Source organism: Sphingomonas sp. TDK1 (assembly GCF_001650735.1).
GTDB lineage: Bacteria > Pseudomonadota > Alphaproteobacteria > Sphingomonadales > Sphingomonadaceae > Sphingomonas.
On record NZ_LXVY01000004.1, the window covers coordinates 193,555 to 209,800 of the forward strand.

Below are 16,246 nucleotides of genomic sequence, written 5' to 3' on the forward strand. Positions count from 1 at the left end.
CGATCAGCCGCCCTGGCCGCCGCTGCGGTGCCGCCGCTGGCCGCTGCCCTGGCCGTCCCGCGCCGGCGGCGCGTCGCCGGGCAGCGCCACCTTGGCGCCTTCGTTCAGCCGATCGGCACCGTCGGTTACCACCGTGTCGCCGAGGGCGAGGCCGTCGGTGATCTGCGTCTTGTCGGCCACCGCGACGCCCAGCTTCACCTTGCGTTCGGTAACGGTGCGATCCGGCTTGAGCAGCCAGACGAAGGGACCGTTCGGGCCGGACTGGATGGCGGCGGGGGGCACCGTCACCGCCTTCGCCACCGTCTCGATGGTCAGGCGGACGTTGACGAACTGGCTGGGGTAGAGCTGGAAGCCGGCATTGGCGAAGCGCGCCTTGCCCTTGATCGTGCCGGTACTGGTGTCCACCCGGTTGTCGAGCGTCGAGAAATTGCCGGTGTCGAGCGTCTTGGTGCGGGTGCTGTCCAGCGCGATCGCGGGAATCTGCGCGCCCTGCGCGATGCGCTTCTGGATCTCCGGGGCCTGTTGCTGCGGGATGGCGAATTCCACGTCGATGGGCTGCAGCGTCGTCACCACGACGATACCGTTGGCATCGCCGGCGCCGATATAATTGCCGATGTCGACCACCTTGAGGCCCGCGCGGCCGCTGACCGGCGAGACGATGCGGGTATAGCCGAGGTTGATCTGCGCCTGCTGCACCGATCCGCGATCGGCGAGCACGGTACCCTCCAGCTGATGGACCAAAGCCGCCTGGGTGTCCCGGTCCTGCCGGGCGATCGAGTCCTGGGTGAGCAGCGTGTTGTAGCGGGCGAGCTGTAGTCGCGCATTCTCGAGCTGCGCCTGGTCGCGGGTAAGCGCGCCGCGCGCCTGCAGCAACGCCGCCTGATAGGGGCGCGGGTCGATGACCGCGAGCGGCTGGCCCTTCTGCACCAGCTGGCCTTCGCGATAGAGCAGCTGAACGATGGTCCCCGAAACCTGCGGCCGTACCGTGACGGTCGCCGCCGGTGTTACTGTACCGAGCGCCTCGACCTGCACCGGAAGATCGGCGACCGCGGCCTTGGCCGTCCCCACCGTCGTCGGCGCCGACATGCCCCCGCGCCGCCCACCGCCACCGGACCGCCCGCCACCCTGCTTGCCGGACGAGCCGGTGCCTTGCGACAGGAAGACCGCCAGCGCGACCAGCGCGACGATGGCACCGATCCCGACGATCCAGCTGATCGTGCGTGCTCGGCGGGACAGGGGGCGCCGCGCCGCCCTTGCGCCGGCGTCACCCTGCGCGCCTGGGTTCGGGTCGTATCGATCCATCTCGCTTTCGTCCTCATCCGGGGACCGGCGCGTCCGCCGCCCACGTCCTCCGCGTCCTCCTATGCGGGCTTTGTCGCAAAACTGTGTCGCTGCGCTGCCACATCGAACCCGAGAGGCTCGCCGATCGTCGACGCAGGCGCCACCACGCAAGGCCGACCCGCTGCGGGCGTGCGCAGCGGGCCGGTTCGCAAGCAACGGGATTTACCGCGTCGGTGTCGGGCTAGGTGCCGGCGCTGGCGGCGGTACCGCGCCCGGTGCCGGGGGAGGCGCCCCGATGCCTGCCGCGGGCGGAACGGTGCCCGTTGGCGGCGGCGGCGGCACGGCGCCGGCTGCGCCGGGCGGTGGGGGCGGCGGCGGGGCGCCCGGGCCACCCGGCGGCGGCGGCGGCGGACCATGCGGACCACCCGGCGGCGGGGGCGGCGGCGCACCGACCGCCTGGATGCTGCCATTGCCGTCGACAAGGTAGGAGGCGTGCAACTGTCCATCGCGATAGCGGCCCTGCACCATCAGCGCCGTGCCTGTCTGCACGCCCGACGCGGCGCGTCCGACATCGACCAGCGTACGGCCCGAGCCGTCCTGCAACACGAACCGGTCGCCATAGGTCTCCGCGACACGGCCCTTCACCGTCACGATGCCGCTGGTCTGGGCCAGCCGCGCCACGGCGGTGGGCACGGTCGGCGCCATTTCCACCGTGGGGCGGGTCAGCTGCACCGCGCCCGCGCCGCCTGCCGCGCCCAGCGCCAGCAGCGCCGCCGCCGCGCCTGCCAGCCGGGTGCGCGGCGACCAGAGCTTGTTCTTCCATTCGGTCATTCCATCAACTCCTCTTGGGTGTTCGATGCAACCGATCTAGCGAGTCGCGCCCGACCCGCGCTGAACCCGGCGGTTCAGTTTCGGTTTAAGCGGGGGAGCTAGGCGAGGAACGATGCGGATCCTGTTGGTAGAAGACGATCCCGATCTCGGCCCCGCCATTGCGCGGGCGCTGCGGGCAGAGCATTGCGCGGTCGACCTTGCGGCAGACGGCATCGATGCGCAGCATCTTGGCGAAACCGAAGCCTATGACGCGGCGGTGCTCGATCTCGGCCTTCCGGGAAAGACCGGTGCCGAGATCCTGGCCGCCTGGCGCGCCGGCGGACGCGCGCTGCCCGTGCTGGTGCTTACCGCCCGCGAGGCATGGGCGGACAAGGTGACCGCGTTCAAGGCAGGCGCCGACGACTATCTGACCAAGCCCTTCCGCGTCGAGGAGCTGATGATGCGGCTGCGCGCGCTTGTGCGGCGCGCTGCCGGCCATGCCCAGACGCGGATCGCCTGCGGTCCGCTCGCCTTCGAGAGCCAGACGGGACAGTTCGAAATGGACGGCCTGCCGCTGAAGCTGACCGCGTTCGAATGGCGCGTGCTCTCGCAGCTGATCCTGCGGCGCGAGGTGGTGATCGAGCGGCTGGAGTTGCTGGAGCGCGTCTATGAAGGCGATGCCGATGTCGATTCGAACAGCCTCGAAGTCATCATCGGCCGGCTCCGCCGCAAGATCGGCGCCGAGCGGATCGAGACAGTGCGCGGTCGCGGCTATCGGCTGACCTGCGGCGAGCAGCCGGCATGAAGCGTCGCTCGCTGCGCACGCGGATGTTGCTGCTGTCGGGGGTGGTCACGCTGCTGGCGCTGGCGCTGGCGGGCTGGACCATGGCCGGCGTGCTCGATCGGGTCGTGACCGGCGGCGTCGACCAGCGGCTCGACGCACAACTGGCGCTACTGGCAAGCGCGGTGCGCGCCGATGGCAGTATCGACCGGACGCGACTGGCGGCGCGCCAGGGCAGCCTCGCGGCTGGGCCGGGCTGGCGGTGGCGGATCGAAGCGCCCGGCGAAACCCTCGGCAGCGCCGACTTCCCGACCTTGCGCGCGCCCCTTCCCGGCCCTCCTGACGCTGGCACCCTGCCGCTCCCCCCCACCCCGCTCGAGGGCGAGGACGCCAAGGGCCGTGTGCATGCCCGCCAGCTGGTGGTGACCAGCGACGCGGGCCCGGTCACCCTCATCGCGTCGGCGCCGGGGCGCGTGATCGGCCGCCCGATCCGCGATGCGCTGGTGCCGCTCGCCAGCGTCATCGTCGCGCTCGCGGTGATCTTCGCGCTGGCGGCCTGGGTGCAGCTGCGATTCGCGCTGCGCCCGCTGGCCGCGCTGGTCACGCAGATCGGCGCGATCCGCCGGGGTGAGCGCGAGCGGGTGGACGAGGATCAGCCCACGGAGCTCGAGCCGCTCGCTGAGGAACTCAACGCGCTCGCCGCCAGCAATGCCGCAACGCTCGCTGCCGCCCGACAATCCGCCGCGAACCTTGCCCATGCGCTGAAAACGCCCGTTGCCACCCTGTCTTTGACGGTCGCTCCCGATAGTCCCGCCGCCGCCCAGGTGCGCCGGATCGAAGGCGTGATCCGGCACACCCTGGCACGGGCACGCGCCGTAGCGGTGAACCAGCGCGCCAGCACTGAGGTCGCCGCGATCGCTGACGACGTCGCCGGCGTGCTCCGCATGCTGCGACCGAACGTCGCCATCCAGCTCGATGTGGAGCCCGGAACCCGGGTGGCGATCGACGCCCATGATCTGTCCGAGATGCTCGGCAATCTGCTCGACAATGCCGCGCGCCACGCCCGTACGCGCGTCGCGTTCTCGACGGCCATGGCCACGCCGGGGGAAATCGAGATCCGGATCGATGATGACGGCCCGGGCATCCCGCCGGAACGGCGCGCGCAGGTGCTGCAACCCGGCGTGCGGCTCGACGAAGGCCCGGCGGGCGACGGCTTCGGCCTGCCCATCGTCCGCGATCTGCTCGAACTGTACGGCGGCCGGCTGGATCTTGGCGACAGCCCGCTCGGCGGCCTGCGCGCCACCCTGAAATGCCCCGGCAACCGGCCGCTGCCGGGCTGAGCGTCAGCGCCCTGAATCGACCGGGGGTGCCGCCGTCGAGCTACGCTTGACGATCGCATGCTCCAGCACCCGGTCGCGACGCGCACGCGTCTTGGGCGCGGCCCCCCGTGCTTCGTCCGCCACCAGTGCCAGCGCCTCCGCGGCAAGGCGGCGCACCGGCTGGTGGATGGTGGTGAGCGGGGGCCAAAGGGTCACCGCAGCGGTCGTATCGTCGAACCCCACCACGGTGAGCTGGCGCGGCACGTCGAGCTGTCGGCGGTGCGCGACGGAGACGATCGCCGCAGCCATGTCGTCGTTGCTGGCGAACACGGCGGTGGGCGGCTCGGGCCCGTCGAGCAGTTCCTCGCCCGCAGCCAACCCGGAGGCATAGCTGAAATCGCCCTGCACCAGCTGCACGCCGGCATCGGGCACATCGCGCATCGCATCCTCCACGCCGGCCCGACGCTCGGCACTGGCCGCCTGATCGGGATTGCCGACCACGAAGCCCAGGCGGCGATGGCCGAGATCGAGCAGGTGCCGCGTCATTTCATAGGCCGCTCGGCGATCGTCGATCCGCACGCAGGTCGCGCCGGGAACATGATAGGCACCGATCGCCGCAATCGGCACGCCCACACTGCGGAGCGCCCGCATCACCACCGGTGCCTCGGCCAGCGGCGGCGCGAGCAGGATGCCCGACAGGCCGGAGGAGGCGAAGCGCAGCAGCTCTTCCTCCGCCGGCGGCCGTCCGTCCTCCCCCTTCAGCAGCACCAGCCGCGCGCCCCAGATCGACGCTTCCTCGAACACGCCGGTCAACAACTCGCTCATGAACGCGGCGCTCGGGTTGGAATAGACCACCCCGATGCGCAGTTCGGCCGATGTGACGAGGCTGCGCGCGGCGACATTGGGCACATAGCTTAGTTCGGCGATGGCGCGCTCCACGGCCTCGCGCGTCGCGGCGCTCACGCCGGTGCGGCCGTTGATCACGCGCGAGACGGTCATGGCGGAAACACCCGCCTTCGCCGCCACATCGATGATCGTCGCTCCCTGCACGGGCTTGCCCGCCTTCGCCACGCCGTCTTCTCCCTGCCCCCAGAATGCGGCAGGACGTACGCGATGCGGGCGCATCCGAAAAGCCGCGATGCGGCATCGGCTTGTCTGGTCGCCGCGCGCGGCTATGCAGGCCCGCCCGAGGAGAGAGGTTCCCGATGCGCCACGTGCTGCTGCTCGACCTGAACGACGATCCCGCGGCGATTGCCGCCTATCGCCACTGGCACCGGCCGGGAGGGCCGCCGGCGGCGGTCATCCAGTCGATCCGGGAGGCGGGCATCGACGCGATGGAGATCTGGCAGGCCGGCGACCGGCTGGTGATGGTGATGGAGACGGGCCCGGACTTCGATTCTGAAACCAAGCGCGCCCGTGACGCCGCCGATCCCGAGGTACAGGCATGGGAAACGCTGATGGACGGTTTTCAGCGCCGCCTAGCCTTCGCCGCACCCGAAGTGAAATGGGTGGCCAGCGAACGGATCTTCGCGCTCGCCGATCAACCCTGACCGGCGGGCAGCCGGTCAGAAGGCGACGATCGCCTTCAGCACATGGTCCGCTTCCTCGATCAGCGCGGGCAGCCGCTCCGGCAGATCCTCGGCCGCCAGGCTGTGGGTGTGCAGCCGGTCCGTCGGAATCGCACCGGAGCGGATCGCGGCGATCACCCGCTGGAAATCGGTGCTGAGCGCATTGCGGCTGGCGATCAGCACCGCCTCACGCTTGTGAAATTCGGGATCCGCGAAGCTTAGATCGCCCGGCGCGACGCCGACCAGTAGCAGCGCGCCGCCATGGCCGACGAAATCGAGACTGCGGCGCATCGCCGGAAGCGCACCGGTCGCGTCGATCACCACGTCGAACATGTCGCCCTGAGTGCGGGCAATCAACTGCTCGCCAAGGTTCTCGTCGGCTACCAGGCCGTCGAAGCCGAGCTGGTCCCGCGCAAACGCCAACCGCTGGGCGCGCTGGTCCACCAGCGTCACCTCGAACCCGTCCAGCCTTGCGAACAGCGCGCTCGCAACGCCGATCGGACCGGCGCCGACCACCAGCATGCGCCCCTCCCCGTCCTTGGGCACGCGCGACACGGCATGGGCGCCGATCGCGAGGAACTCGATCATCGCCGCCTGATCCACCGTGAGGCCGGAGGCGTCGAGCACGGCCGCTTCGGGCACCACCAGCAGTTCCGCCATGCCGCCGTCGCTGTGCACGCCCAGCACGCGGATGTTGACGCACGCATTGGGTTTGCCCTTGCGGCATGCAATGCAGTGCCCGCAGGCAAGATAGGGATTGATCGCCACGATCTGCCCCAAGGCGAGGCTAGTGCCCTCGCCAAGCTCTACCACCTCGCCGCCCAGCTCGTGCCCCATCACCCGCGGATATTGCAGGAACGGGTGGCGGCCGGCGAAGATATGATAGTCGGTGCCGCACAGGCCCACGCGGCGGATGCGGATCAGCACCTCGCCGGGGCCGGGCGTCGGTGCCTCGCGCTGTACCTGGGTAAGCTCGAACGGGGCGTTGCAGACGATCGTGCGCATGGGCTGACTCTCCTGACGCGGCTGTGCCACGCCCGCTCTCATCGGTGCAACCTGCTTTTACAGCGTGCGAATATCCATCGCATATGCGCGGAGGGCATTGCCGCCGAACACGGCGGCTTCCGCCTCCGGGCAATGCCGCGCGACGAAACGTGCGACGATATCTCGGGTATCGGTGTAGGTACCGGCCAACAGGCAGACGGGCCAGTCCGATCCCCACAGCACGCGGTCGGGGCCGAAGCAGGTGAAAACGTGGTCGAGATAGCGATCGAAATCCGCGGCCTGCCAGTCGCGTGCGGCTTCGGTCACCAGGCCGGAGACCTTGCAGAAGAGGTTGGGGTGGCGCGCGGCGGCGGCGATCTGCTCGGCCCAGGGCTGCCAAGCCCCGGCGGCGATGTTCGGCTTGGCGGCGTGGTCGAGGATCAGCCGGCCGTCCCCGCACCGATCGAGGAACGCCGGCAGCGTGGCAAGCTGGGTGGCATTAACCAGTACGTCATAGGCAAGCCCCGCCCCCAGCACCGCCCCCACGCCCCCCACGAACGCACTTGCCAGCAGAAAGTCCGCATCGGGCTCGTCCTGCACCACGTGGCGATAGCCCAGAAGCGGGCCTGTGGGGCGCGCAGCGATCCGATCCGCGATATCGGGCGCGCGAAGGTCGATCCAGCCGACCACGCCGGCGATCCGCGGCTGGCGCGCAGCACAATCGAGAAGGAAGGCGGTTTCAGCCTCGCTTTGCCGCGCCTGGACCGCGATCGCGCAGTCGATTCCGGCCACCGCCATCTCGTCCGCGAGATCGTCCGTGTTGAAGTCGCATGCGATGGCGCTGGCGGGTTCAATCCAGCCGAACGCTTCGGGTGTATAGTGCCAGAGGTGGTGATGGGCATCGATCCGCATGCTTAAGCATAACCGAACGCAGGGCCCTTCGGAAAGCGTAGCAGCTTGCGCAGCAGGGCCTGTTTCGAAGGGATGGCAATCTTATGCCGCCTTCCGGTCGGTCGACGAAGCGCCTCCCGCGCCGGACCGGAGACACCCCCCATGGCCACGCAGCACCCTCCCCGAACCGCCGTCATCATCGGTGCCTCCAGCGGCATTGGCCACGCCACGACCAAGTTGTTCGCCGAACGGAGCTGGCGACTGGTGCCGGGCGGTGCGGCACTGCTGCGACGTGGCGCATCGCGGACGGAACCAACCTAGGCTATGTTCGTCGCCTCGACGCTGAGTGGAGAGGAACGACAATGACGACCAATCCGATGCGCGACCGCACAGAGACCGAACGCCATGCCCATCAAGTCGACGCACAGGGCGCACCGCCGCGGGACGGACGGGTGGATGCGCTGGCCGGCAAGGACCCGGACGGCATCCCGATGACCGGGGAAGAAGATCCGTATGTGGAGGCCGAGCACCTGCCCATCGAAACGGGGGACGATGCGGAAGCTGAGGCCCATCCATCATGAAGAACCTTAGTCCCCTCCCCTGGAAGGGAGGGGATTGGATCGACGTCAGAGCAGCACATCCACCGCGTGGATCACCACGCCGACCAGCCCGCCGACCACCGTGCCGTTGATCCGGATATATTGCAGGTCGCGCCCGACGGCGTTCTCCAGCCGGGAAGTCACCGTCTGGGCATCCCATCCGCGAATCGTGTCTGAGACCAGCCGAACGATGCCGTCGCCATAATCCGATGCCGCGCCCACCGCCGAACGCCGCACGAAACGATTGATCGTCCGCGCCAGCTTCTCATCGGTCTGCAGCGTGCCGCCGAATTGGCGCAGTGCCTCGCCCATCCGGCCGCCCAGCGCGCGCTCGGGATCCCGCGCCAGCCGCAGCATCGCGGCGCGGCTCTGTTCCCAAAGTCCGTCGATCCAGCGCTGGAAGCCCTGGTTCTCCAGCATCTCCAGCTTGAAGCTCTCCACCCGCGCCTGGAGTTCGGGGTCGTGCTGGAGGCGCTCGGCGAGGCTTTCCAGCCCCTCCTCGATCTTGGCGCGCACGGCATGGTCCGGGTTCTCCGCCATCTCGTCGATCAGCTTCTTCAGCCCCTCGATGATCTTGGTCGCCAGCGTCTCGTCCAGCCCGGTCCAGCGCATCACCGATCCCGCGCGCGCATGGACCATCTCGCGGATCAGATGCTCGTTGGCCTCCAGGATGCGCGCGGCGCCCCGGATCACCGAATCCAGTAGCGGCAGGTGGCGTTCATTGGCGATCGCCGCCGCCAGCGCCTGGCCGAACAGCGGCGCGATGTCGATCGCCCGCAGCCGCGAGGCGATCGCGCCCTTCACCATGCCGCCCAGCCGCTCCTGGTCGAGCGATTCGAGGATGTTCGCCGCCAGCCGCGACGCACCCGCGCCGATCCGCCCGGTGCCGTGCGACGGCGCCGCGAGCCAGCGCCCCGCCGCCCCCGCCACGTCGAGCCGCTGCATCCGACGCGCCACCACGCGGGGGATCAGGAAGTTGGCGCGGAGGAACTGGCCGAGCGTCTCGGCGATACGATCCTTGTTGCGCGGAATGATCGCGGTGTGCGGGATCGGCAGGTGGAGCGGGTGGCGGAACAGCGCCGTGACCGCGAACCAGTCGGCCAGCCCGCCGACCATCGCCGCCTCGGCAAAGGCGCGGACGAAGGGCAGTGCGGGGTGCAGCCCCTGGAAATGGCGGGCGGCGAGGAACAGCGCCGCCATCGCCAGCAGCAGCCCGGTCGCGACCATCCGCATCCGGCGCAGGCCGGCGGGCGGAGGGTCTTGGTGGAGGCGTGGCGTAAGGCTCATGACCGGTGCAACGCTGCTGGGGCCCCGCGCGCTCCGCTCAGCCTTCGCGCTGGACCGCGAACGAGCCGTTCGCCTGGTTGACCGGCATCAGCTCAAGCGTGTTGACCGCGAAGTGCGGCGGCAACGTCGCAACCCACAGCATCGTCTCGGCAATGTCCTCGGCGGTCATCGGATTGACGCCGGCATAGACCTTGTCCGAGGCGTCCTGGCTGCCGGTGCGGACCAGGGTGAACTCGGTCTCGACCATGCCCGGCTCGATCGAGGTGACGCGCACGCCGGTGCCGATCAGGTCGGCGCGCAGGTTGAGCGTGAACTGGCGGACGAACGCCTTGGTCGCGCCGTACACATTGCCGCCCGGATAGGGATAGGTCGCCGCCACCGACGACAGGTTGATGATCCCGCCCTTGCGCGCGACCAGCCCCGGCAGCAGCTTGTGGGTGATCGAGACGAGCGCGGTGACATTGGTGTCGATCATCGTGCGCCAGTTATCGAGCGAGGCCTTCTGCGCCGGCTCCAGGCCGAGGGCGAGGCCGGCATTGTTGATCAGCAGGTCGATCTCGGAAAAGGGCGCGGGCAGGCTGTCCAGCGCCGCGTCGCGGGCGGCTTCGTCGCGGATGTCGAAGGTGAGGGTTTGGACGCGCTCGCCGGCGAGCTTCTCCAGCCGATCGGCGCGGCGGCCGGTCGCCACGACATGCCATCCGGCGTCCGCGAAGGCGCGGACCGAAGCTTCGCCGATCCCGGCGGTGGCGCCGGTGATGAGTACGGTAGGCATGGCAACTCCTGAGCGTAACGGGTTTCCCCTCCTATACGCACGCCGACGCGGTTTGGATCAGCTTTTTGCGGGCTGGCACCGGAAAGCCGAGGCGGAACGACCCGCCGCGCGGAACTCCGCCCAAGCGCGTGCTGTTTCCATTCCCGAGCCTGCCACCGCCGGCGATGGAGTAGATGCAATGGCCGCACCGCAGCTGGAAATCGACGACACCACCCTCTTCGACAATCTCGACGATCGCCAGGTCGAATTCGACGGGCGGGTCGACGGCGAGGACTATCAGTTCGCGGTGCAGTACAGCGTGATCGAGGCGCTGAGCGGCAGCCAGCCCGACGGCGACGCCGAGGCCAGCTTCCGCCGCTATCGCGATCCGATCGAGCACGCCGCCCTCACCGCGCTTGCCAAGGGTCCGGACCGGCCGATCATCGTGATCAGCGAAAGCGACCTCGACCAGGAGGCACGGGCATGACCGAGGCACGCTGGGGCGACGACGCCAAAAACCCGCCGATCGACTGGACGATGAGTGCGGCGCTGGAGAATGTCGTGCGCGGCGGCGGCGACATCGCTGAGGTCACCAATTTGGGCGATGCGGTGCGGGCATGGCGAGACCTGGATCCCGTCCACCGCGCGCATGCCGTGCTGCTCCTCGACCATCCGGTGCACATCGACGGCGCGGCAGTGAATCGCTTCGAAGGCGAAGGCATCGCCGCGCTCGCGGAGCGGCTCGCCGACTAGAGCTGCCTCCGTCTCCCTCTCCATCTCCCTATCCCGCTTGCGGGAGAGGGCCGGGGTGAGGTTGGGTCGGAAGCGGCTGCTCGCTTGCCAATCTACGATCTTGGTCGCGAAAAACAGACGGGTTCAAGCCGCCTAAGAAATAACGCGCGAAACGAGTCCACTGCGCGCTTTTCCGCTTTCGAAGAATACCGACCCTCCCCCCGCCAGGGGGAGGTGTCAGGCGCAGCCTGACGGAGGGGGAGGAAGCGATAAAGCTTCCGCGGCAGGGGTTCCTCCCCCTCCGCCCGCCTCCGGCGGCCACCTCCCCCTGGCGGGGGAGGATAAGGTGCTAGCCCTCCGCGCTCCCGATCAGACGTCGAGATTGGCGACGCTGAGCGCATTCTCCTGGATGAAGTCGCGGCGCGGTTCGACCACGTCGCCCATCAGCTGGGTGAAGATCGCGTCGGCCACGTCGGCCTGGTCGATCGCCACCTGCAGCATCGAGCGGTTCTGCGGATCGAGCGTGGTCTCCCACAGCTGCTCCGCATTCATCTCGCCCAGACCCTTGTAGCGCTGGATCGCGAGGCCCTTGCGCCCGAAGGCGAGGATCGCGTCGAGCAGCTGCGACGGGCGCGACACCAGGCTCTCGCCCTTGCCCACCGCGACGGGCGCCTCGTCCTCGGGCACCGGCGCATCCACCTCGGTCGCCAGGCCCTTGTTCGAGACGAGCTTAGAGGGCGTGAGATAAGCCGGCGCCTGCTCGCTCGCCAGGGTGTGCAGCTTGCGCGCCTCGGCCGAGACGAGGAAGTTCGCCTCGACGATGTGGTGATCGGTCACACCGCGCCACAGCCGCTCGAAATGATAGCCGCCATCCTCGGTGATGCGCGCGCTCCACCGGGCCTCGGTGTCGGCGGCGTCGAGCCGGTGGACGACGGTCTTCAGCTCCTCGGCATGGCGCTCGCGGCTGACCGAGGGATCGAGCGCGCCGCCCAGCGCCAGCGATTCGATGATCATCGGATCGTAGCGGCGCGGCACGTAGCGCATCAGCGTGCGCATGCGGCGGGCATGCTCGACCAGCGTACGCAGGTCCTCGCCCGAACGCTGGCTGCCATTGGTGTCGAGCACCGTGCCGCCCACGCCGGCATCGACCAGATACTGGTCGAGCGCGGCATCGTCCTTCAGATACACCTCGGAGCGGCCCTTGGTCGCCTTATAGAGCGGCGGCTGGGCGATATAGAGGTGCCCGTTGGTGATGATCTCGGGCATCTGGCGGTAGAAGAAGGTCAGCAGCAGCGTGCGGATATGCGCGCCGTCCACGTCGGCGTCGGTCATGATGACGATCTTGTGGTAGCGCAGCTTCTCGATGTTGAAATCGTCGCGGATGCCGGTGCCGAGCGCGGTGATGATCGTGCCGATTTCGCGGCTGGCGAGCATCCGGTCGAAGCGCGCGCGCTCGACGTTCAGGATCTTGCCGCGCAGGGGCAGGATCGCCTGGAAGTGCCGGTCGCGGCCCTGCTTGGCCGAGCCGCCGGCCGAGTCACCCTCGACGAAGAAGAGTTCGGACTTGGCGGGATCGCGCTCCTGGCAGTCGGCGAGCTTGCCGGGCAGGCTGGCGATGTCCATCACGCCCTTGCGCCGGGTAAGCTCGCGCGCGCGCTTGGCGGCCTCGCGCGCGGCGGCGGCGTCGATCACCTTCTGGATGATCTGCTTCGCGACGGCGGGATTCTCTTCCAGCCACTCGGCCAGCTTGTCGGCCATCAGGCTTTCGAGCGGCTGGCGGACTTCGGAGGAGACCAGCTTGTCCTTGGTCTGGCTGCTGAACTTGGGGTCCGGCAGCTTGACCGAGACGATCGCGGTCAGGCCCTCACGCATGTCGTCGCCGGTGAGGGAAACCTTCTCCTTCTTCAGCATGCCCGACTTGTCGGCATAGTTGTTCAGCGTGCGGGTCAGCGCCGCGCGGAACGCCGCGAGGTGGGTGCCGCCGTCGCGCTGCGGGATATTGTTGGTGAAGCAGAGGACGTTTTCGTAATAGCTGTCGTTCCACTCCAGCGCGACGTCGATCGTCACGTCGTCGCGGGTTCCGCTGATCGCCACCGGATCGGGCATCAGCGCGACCTTGTTGCGATCGAGATACTTCACGAACGCGGCGATGCCGCCTTCGTAGAACAGCTCGATCTCCTTCACTTCCTCGTGCCGCGCGTCGCGCAGGAACAGCCGCACGCCGGAATTGAGGAAGGCGAGCTCGCGGTAGCGATGCTCGAGCTTCTCGAAGTCGTACTCGGTGATCTTGAACGTCTCCGGGCTGGCGAGGAAGGTCACGCGCGTGCCCTTCTTGCCGTTCGCGGGCCCGATCACCTTGAGCGGCGCCTCGGCATCGCCGTGGCGGAAGCGCATGTAATGCTCCTCGCCGTCGCGCCAGATGTTGAGGTCGAGCCACTCGCTGAGCGCGTTGACCACCGACACGCCCACCCCGTGCAGGCCGCCCGAGACCTTGTAGGCGTTCGAATCCGAGGTGTTCTCGAACTTGCCGCCCGCATGGAGCTGGGTCATGATCACTTCGGCGGCGGACACGCCTTCTTCCGAATGGATGCCGGTCGGGATGCCGCGGCCGTTATCCTCGACCGAAACCGATCCATCGGCGTTGAGCGTGATCAGGATCAGGTCGCAATGCCCGGCCAGCGCCTCGTCGATCGCATTGTCGGAAACCTCGAACACCATGTGATGCAGACCCGAGCCGTCGTCGGTGTCGCCGATATACATGCCGGGGCGCTTGCGGACCGCATCCAGGCCCTTGAGGACCTTGATCGAGTCGGCGCCATATTCGTTCGCGTTGGGATCGTTCGTCTTGGGAGTGTCTGCCATGCCGAGGATATAGGGATTCGAGGGGGCAAACGAAAGCAAAATGGGCGGGCCTCCCGCCTCGCAATCGGGGGCGGCGATCCCATATCGGCGGGCATGGCGCTCGGCAGCTGGCTCACCCCCGATCCTAGCGGGATCTACCTTCCGCAGGCGGATGCGTGGATCGACCCGTCCAAGCCGGTCGCACGCGCGATCATCACCCATGGCCATGCCGATCATGCCCGCGGCGGGCATGGCGAGGTGTGGGCGACGCCGGGCACGCTGGCGATCATGGCGGCGCGCTACGGTCCACAGAACGGGCGGCCGGTCGACTATGGCGAGAGCGTCACGCTCGGCCCGATCGAGGTGGGCTTCGTCCCCGCCGGCCATGTGCTGGGCTCGGCGCAGGTGGTGCTCGATCATGCCGGCGAGCGGATCGTCGTCTCGGGCGACTACAAGCGCCGGCCGGATCCGACCTGCACACCGTTCCAGCCGGTGCAGTGCGACGTGTTCATCACCGAGGCGACGTTCGGCCTGCCGGTGTTCCGCCACCCCGAGACCACCGACGAGATCGACAAGCTGCTGTCCGCGCTGCGCACCGAGCCCGAGCGCTGCGTGCTGGTCGGCGCCTATGCGCTGGGCAAGGCGCAGCGGGTGATCGCCGAGCTGCGCGGCATGGGCTTCGACGATCCGATCTATATTCACGGCGCCCTGCAGGCGCTGTGCGACCTCTATGCCGAACACGGCGTGGCGCTGGGTGAACTCCGCCCAGCCACGGGTCTGCCCAAGAAGGAACTGGAGGGGCGGATCATCCTCTGCCCGCCGGGGGCGCTCAACGATCGCTGGTCGCGGCGGCTGCCCGATCCGATCACCGCGATGGCGAGCGGCTGGATGCGGGTGCGCCAGCGCGCGCGGCAGCGCAATGTCGAGCTACCGCTGATCCTCTCCGACCATGCCGATTGGGACGAACTGACCCGCACCATCGAGGAACTGGCCCCGCGCGAAGTGTGGGTGACACATGGCCGCGAGGATGCGCTGGTACATTGGTGCAGGCTCCGGCAGATACGCGCCCGCGCGCTCGATCTCTCGGGGTTCGAGGACGAAGACGATTGAGGGAGTTTTGACGATGGCGAAGGGCAAGACCTGGGCCTGGGTGGGTGGCCTGCTGGGCGGCGCGGTGGTCGCCGGCGCGGCAGCGTACTATGCGTTCGAGAAGGCAAGCGAGCAGCCGCCCTTCACGCTGGTGGAGAAGGACGGCGCCTTCGAGATCCGCGACTATCCCGAGCTGGTGGTGGCGGAAACCCGCGCGATCGGCACCCGCGAGGCGGCGCTGAGCGCCGGATTCTCTCGCCTGGCGGACTATATCTTCGCCAAGCGCCGCGGCGACAATGGCGGCAGCGGCGGCGAGAAGATTGCGATGACCGCCCCGGTTCTCAGCGCCAAGCAGGATGCGAGCTGGCGGACGCAGTTCGTCATGCCCTCCAAGTTCACGCTCGCGACGCTGCCCAAGCCGTCCGACAATGTCGACCTGGCGACCCGCCCGGCGCGGCGCGTCGCGGTGCTGCGCTTCTCGGGCTCGCCCGACGATGCGGTGCTGGCCAAGCGGGAGGCCGAGCTGCGGAGCTGGCTCGCGGCCAAGGGCATCAACGGCGGCGCGGTGGAATATGCGTTCTATAACTCGCCGTTCATCCCCGGCCCCTTGCGGCGCAACGAGGTGCTGATTGCGCTGTAACCTGGGGGTGGCGGGAAGCCGCCCGCTGCCTCCTCCGTCATCCCGGCGAAAGCCGGGATCCAGTCGCCTCTCGCTCACAGCAGGAGCCGATCCGGAGGCCCCAATGGATCCCGGCTTTCGCCGGGATGACGGCGGGTGGGTCGCGATAGCCTTCCACTTCTGCCGTGATCTTGCCGCGGCGCTTTCCTACTGGAGCCCCATGACGATTCGCCCGCTCCTTGCCGCCGCCGCAGCCTTTGCTTCGTTCCTCGCCCCCGCCGCCGCACAAGCCCAGGCGCGCGACGCGTTCGGCGAGTGCCTCCGCGCCCGCACCAGCCGCGCCGATCGCGACGTGCTGATCCGCTGGGTGTTCGCCGCCGTCGCGCAGAGCGCCGCGGTGCGCGACATGGTGAAGGTCGACGAGGGCCGCCGCGTCCAGGCCAGCCAGCAGGCGGGCCAGCTGATCACCCGCCTCGTCACCCGCGACTGCCGCGCCCAGGCGATGGATCGGATGAAAAGCGATCCCGGCGCGCTGCAGAACAGCTTCACCGCGCTCGGCCGCGTCGCGCTGATGGATCTCGCGCAGGACCCCAATGTGGTCGGCACGCTGGCGGGCGTGCTCCAATATACCGACATGGGCAGCATCACGATGATGCTGATGGAAGGCGGCCTGCGCCCCGGCGGCTGAGCGCGC

17 protein-coding genes are annotated in these 16,246 nt (G+C 68.9%); 9 read left to right on the forward strand and 8 right to left on the reverse strand.

What is annotated here, in order from left to right:
- Positions 1 to 3 precede the first annotated feature (3 nt).
- Together A7X12_RS04405 and A7X12_RS25880 are read right to left on the reverse strand one after the other, a co-directional pair.
- Positions 4 to 1,302 (reverse strand): efflux RND transporter periplasmic adaptor subunit, encoded by a 1,299-nt coding sequence (locus tag A7X12_RS04405; RefSeq protein ID WP_064310427.1) that lies wholly within the window; start codon positions 1,300 to 1,302, stop codon positions 4 to 6.
- Between the two features lie 201 nt (positions 1,303 to 1,503).
- On the reverse strand, positions 1,504 to 2,112 hold the full coding sequence (locus A7X12_RS25880) for a hypothetical protein (protein WP_064310428.1): 609 nt from the start codon (positions 2,110 to 2,112) through the stop codon (positions 1,504 to 1,506).
- A 112-nt stretch (positions 2,113 to 2,224) separates the two neighbouring features.
- On the opposite strand from A7X12_RS25880, the gene A7X12_RS04415 reads away from it, so the two are divergent.
- A complete protein-coding gene (locus A7X12_RS04415) occupies positions 2,225 to 2,896 on the forward strand; it encodes a response regulator (RefSeq protein ID WP_064310429.1) in 672 nt (223 codons plus the stop codon).
- On the forward strand, positions 2,893 to 4,212 hold the full coding sequence (locus tag A7X12_RS04420) for an ATP-binding protein (RefSeq protein ID WP_064310430.1): 1,320 nt from the start codon (positions 2,893 to 2,895) through the stop codon (positions 4,210 to 4,212). The genes A7X12_RS04415 and A7X12_RS04420 overlap by 4 nt, the downstream gene beginning before the upstream one ends.
- Positions 4,213 to 4,215: 3 nt before the next feature.
- Here A7X12_RS04420 and A7X12_RS04425 read toward each other — a convergent pair whose 3' ends face one another.
- Positions 4,216 to 5,262: a LacI family DNA-binding transcriptional regulator gene (locus A7X12_RS04425; RefSeq protein ID WP_064310431.1), complete on the reverse strand. Its 1,047-nt coding sequence runs from the start codon at positions 5,260 to 5,262 to the stop codon at positions 4,216 to 4,218.
- A 134-nt stretch (positions 5,263 to 5,396) separates the two neighbouring features.
- On the opposite strand from A7X12_RS04425, the gene A7X12_RS04430 reads away from it, so the two are divergent.
- The gene (locus tag A7X12_RS04430; protein WP_064310432.1) at positions 5,397 to 5,741 is read left to right on the forward strand and encodes an L-rhamnose mutarotase; all 345 of its coding nucleotides are present in this window, start codon (positions 5,397 to 5,399) and stop codon (positions 5,739 to 5,741) included.
- A 15-nt stretch (positions 5,742 to 5,756) separates the two neighbouring features.
- On the opposite strand, the gene A7X12_RS04435 is transcribed toward A7X12_RS04430, so the two are convergent.
- Both A7X12_RS04435 and A7X12_RS04440 read right to left on the reverse strand, forming a co-directional pair.
- Complete coding sequence (locus A7X12_RS04435; RefSeq protein WP_064310672.1) at positions 5,757 to 6,764, reverse strand: zinc-binding alcohol dehydrogenase family protein; 1,008 nt, start codon at positions 6,762 to 6,764, stop codon at positions 5,757 to 5,759.
- 57 nt (positions 6,765 to 6,821) lie between these two features.
- Complete coding sequence (locus tag A7X12_RS04440) at positions 6,822 to 7,655, reverse strand: amidohydrolase family protein (RefSeq protein ID WP_064310433.1); 834 nt, start codon at positions 7,653 to 7,655, stop codon at positions 6,822 to 6,824.
- Positions 7,656 to 7,996: 341 nt separating this feature from the next.
- On the opposite strand from A7X12_RS04440, the gene A7X12_RS04445 reads away from it, so the two are divergent.
- Positions 7,997 to 8,215, forward strand: coding sequence for a hypothetical protein (locus tag A7X12_RS04445; RefSeq protein WP_064310434.1), 219 nt, complete (start codon positions 7,997 to 7,999; stop codon positions 8,213 to 8,215).
- A gap of 45 nt (positions 8,216 to 8,260) precedes the next feature.
- Here the strand turns inward: A7X12_RS04445 and A7X12_RS04450 are convergent, their stop codons facing one another.
- A complete protein-coding gene (locus tag A7X12_RS04450; RefSeq protein ID WP_064310435.1) occupies positions 8,261 to 9,520 on the reverse strand; it encodes a DUF445 domain-containing protein in 1,260 nt (419 codons plus the stop codon).
- 37 nt (positions 9,521 to 9,557) lie between these two features.
- Positions 9,558 to 10,292: an SDR family NAD(P)-dependent oxidoreductase gene (locus A7X12_RS04455; RefSeq protein WP_064310436.1), complete on the reverse strand. Its 735-nt coding sequence runs from the start codon at positions 10,290 to 10,292 to the stop codon at positions 9,558 to 9,560.
- Between the two features lie 178 nt (positions 10,293 to 10,470).
- Here A7X12_RS04455 and A7X12_RS04460 point away from each other — a divergent pair, with 178 nt between their 5' ends.
- Positions 10,471 to 10,758 (forward strand): DUF1488 family protein, encoded by a 288-nt coding sequence (locus A7X12_RS04460; RefSeq protein ID WP_064310437.1) that lies wholly within the window; start codon positions 10,471 to 10,473, stop codon positions 10,756 to 10,758.
- On the forward strand, positions 10,755 to 11,024 hold the full coding sequence (locus A7X12_RS04465) for a hypothetical protein (RefSeq protein WP_064310438.1): 270 nt from the start codon (positions 10,755 to 10,757) through the stop codon (positions 11,022 to 11,024). The genes A7X12_RS04460 and A7X12_RS04465 overlap by 4 nt, the downstream gene beginning before the upstream one ends.
- Before the next feature lie 348 nt (positions 11,025 to 11,372).
- On the opposite strand, the gene gyrB is transcribed toward A7X12_RS04465, so the two are convergent.
- A complete protein-coding gene (gene gyrB / locus A7X12_RS04470; protein ID WP_064310673.1) occupies positions 11,373 to 13,865 on the reverse strand; it encodes a DNA topoisomerase (ATP-hydrolyzing) subunit B in 2,493 nt (830 codons plus the stop codon).
- Between the two features lie 93 nt (positions 13,866 to 13,958).
- Between gyrB and A7X12_RS04475 the strand changes: the two genes are divergently transcribed.
- The 3 genes from A7X12_RS04475 (at position 13,959) to A7X12_RS04485 (ending at position 16,240) form a co-directional block, all read left to right on the forward strand.
- Positions 13,959 to 14,954 (forward strand): ligase-associated DNA damage response exonuclease, encoded by a 996-nt coding sequence (locus A7X12_RS04475; RefSeq protein ID WP_064310439.1) that lies wholly within the window; start codon positions 13,959 to 13,961, stop codon positions 14,952 to 14,954.
- Between the two features lie 13 nt (positions 14,955 to 14,967).
- Complete coding sequence (locus tag A7X12_RS04480; protein WP_064310440.1) at positions 14,968 to 15,573, forward strand: SOUL family heme-binding protein; 606 nt, start codon at positions 14,968 to 14,970, stop codon at positions 15,571 to 15,573.
- Positions 15,574 to 15,772: 199 nt separating this feature from the next.
- Positions 15,773 to 16,240 (forward strand): hypothetical protein, encoded by a 468-nt coding sequence (locus tag A7X12_RS04485; protein ID WP_064310674.1) that lies wholly within the window; start codon positions 15,773 to 15,775, stop codon positions 16,238 to 16,240.
- The last annotated feature ends 6 nt before the right edge of the window (positions 16,241 to 16,246 follow it).

Excerpts from the sequence above, each read along its gene's own strand:
- A7X12_RS04455 (WP_064310436.1), bottom strand. The coding sequence starts at position 10,292 with ATGCCTACCGTACTCATCACCGGCGCCACCGCCGGGATCGGCGAAGCT.
- A7X12_RS04450 (WP_064310435.1), bottom strand. The coding sequence starts at position 9,520 with ATGAGCCTTACGCCACGCCTCCACCAAGACCCTCCGCCCGCCGGCCTG.
- A7X12_RS04475 (WP_064310439.1), top strand. The coding sequence starts at position 13,959 with ATGGCGCTCGGCAGCTGGCTCACCCCCGATCCTAGCGGGATCTACCTT.
- A7X12_RS04415 (WP_064310429.1), top strand. The coding sequence starts at position 2,225 with ATGCGGATCCTGTTGGTAGAAGACGATCCCGATCTCGGCCCCGCCATT.
- A7X12_RS04440 (WP_064310433.1), bottom strand. The coding sequence starts at position 7,655 with ATGCGGATCGATGCCCATCACCACCTCTGGCACTATACACCCGAAGCG.
- A7X12_RS25880 (WP_064310428.1), bottom strand. The coding sequence starts at position 2,112 with ATGACCGAATGGAAGAACAAGCTCTGGTCGCCGCGCACCCGGCTGGCA.
- A7X12_RS04480 (WP_064310440.1), top strand. The coding sequence starts at position 14,968 with ATGGCGAAGGGCAAGACCTGGGCCTGGGTGGGTGGCCTGCTGGGCGGC.
- A7X12_RS04445 (WP_064310434.1), top strand. The coding sequence starts at position 7,997 with ATGACGACCAATCCGATGCGCGACCGCACAGAGACCGAACGCCATGCC.
- A7X12_RS04435 (WP_064310672.1), bottom strand. The coding sequence starts at position 6,764 with ATGCGCACGATCGTCTGCAACGCCCCGTTCGAGCTTACCCAGGTACAG.
- A7X12_RS04485 (WP_064310674.1), top strand. The coding sequence starts at position 15,773 with ATGACGATTCGCCCGCTCCTTGCCGCCGCCGCAGCCTTTGCTTCGTTC.
- A7X12_RS04465 (WP_064310438.1), top strand. The coding sequence starts at position 10,755 with ATGACCGAGGCACGCTGGGGCGACGACGCCAAAAACCCGCCGATCGAC.
- A7X12_RS04460 (WP_064310437.1), top strand. The coding sequence starts at position 10,471 with ATGGCCGCACCGCAGCTGGAAATCGACGACACCACCCTCTTCGACAAT.
- A7X12_RS04420 (WP_064310430.1), top strand. The coding sequence starts at position 2,893 with ATGAAGCGTCGCTCGCTGCGCACGCGGATGTTGCTGCTGTCGGGGGTG.
- gyrB (WP_064310673.1), bottom strand. The coding sequence starts at position 13,865 with ATGGCAGACACTCCCAAGACGAACGATCCCAACGCGAACGAATATGGC.
- A7X12_RS04405 (WP_064310427.1), bottom strand. The coding sequence starts at position 1,302 with ATGGATCGATACGACCCGAACCCAGGCGCGCAGGGTGACGCCGGCGCA.
- A7X12_RS04430 (WP_064310432.1), top strand. The coding sequence starts at position 5,397 with ATGCGCCACGTGCTGCTGCTCGACCTGAACGACGATCCCGCGGCGATT.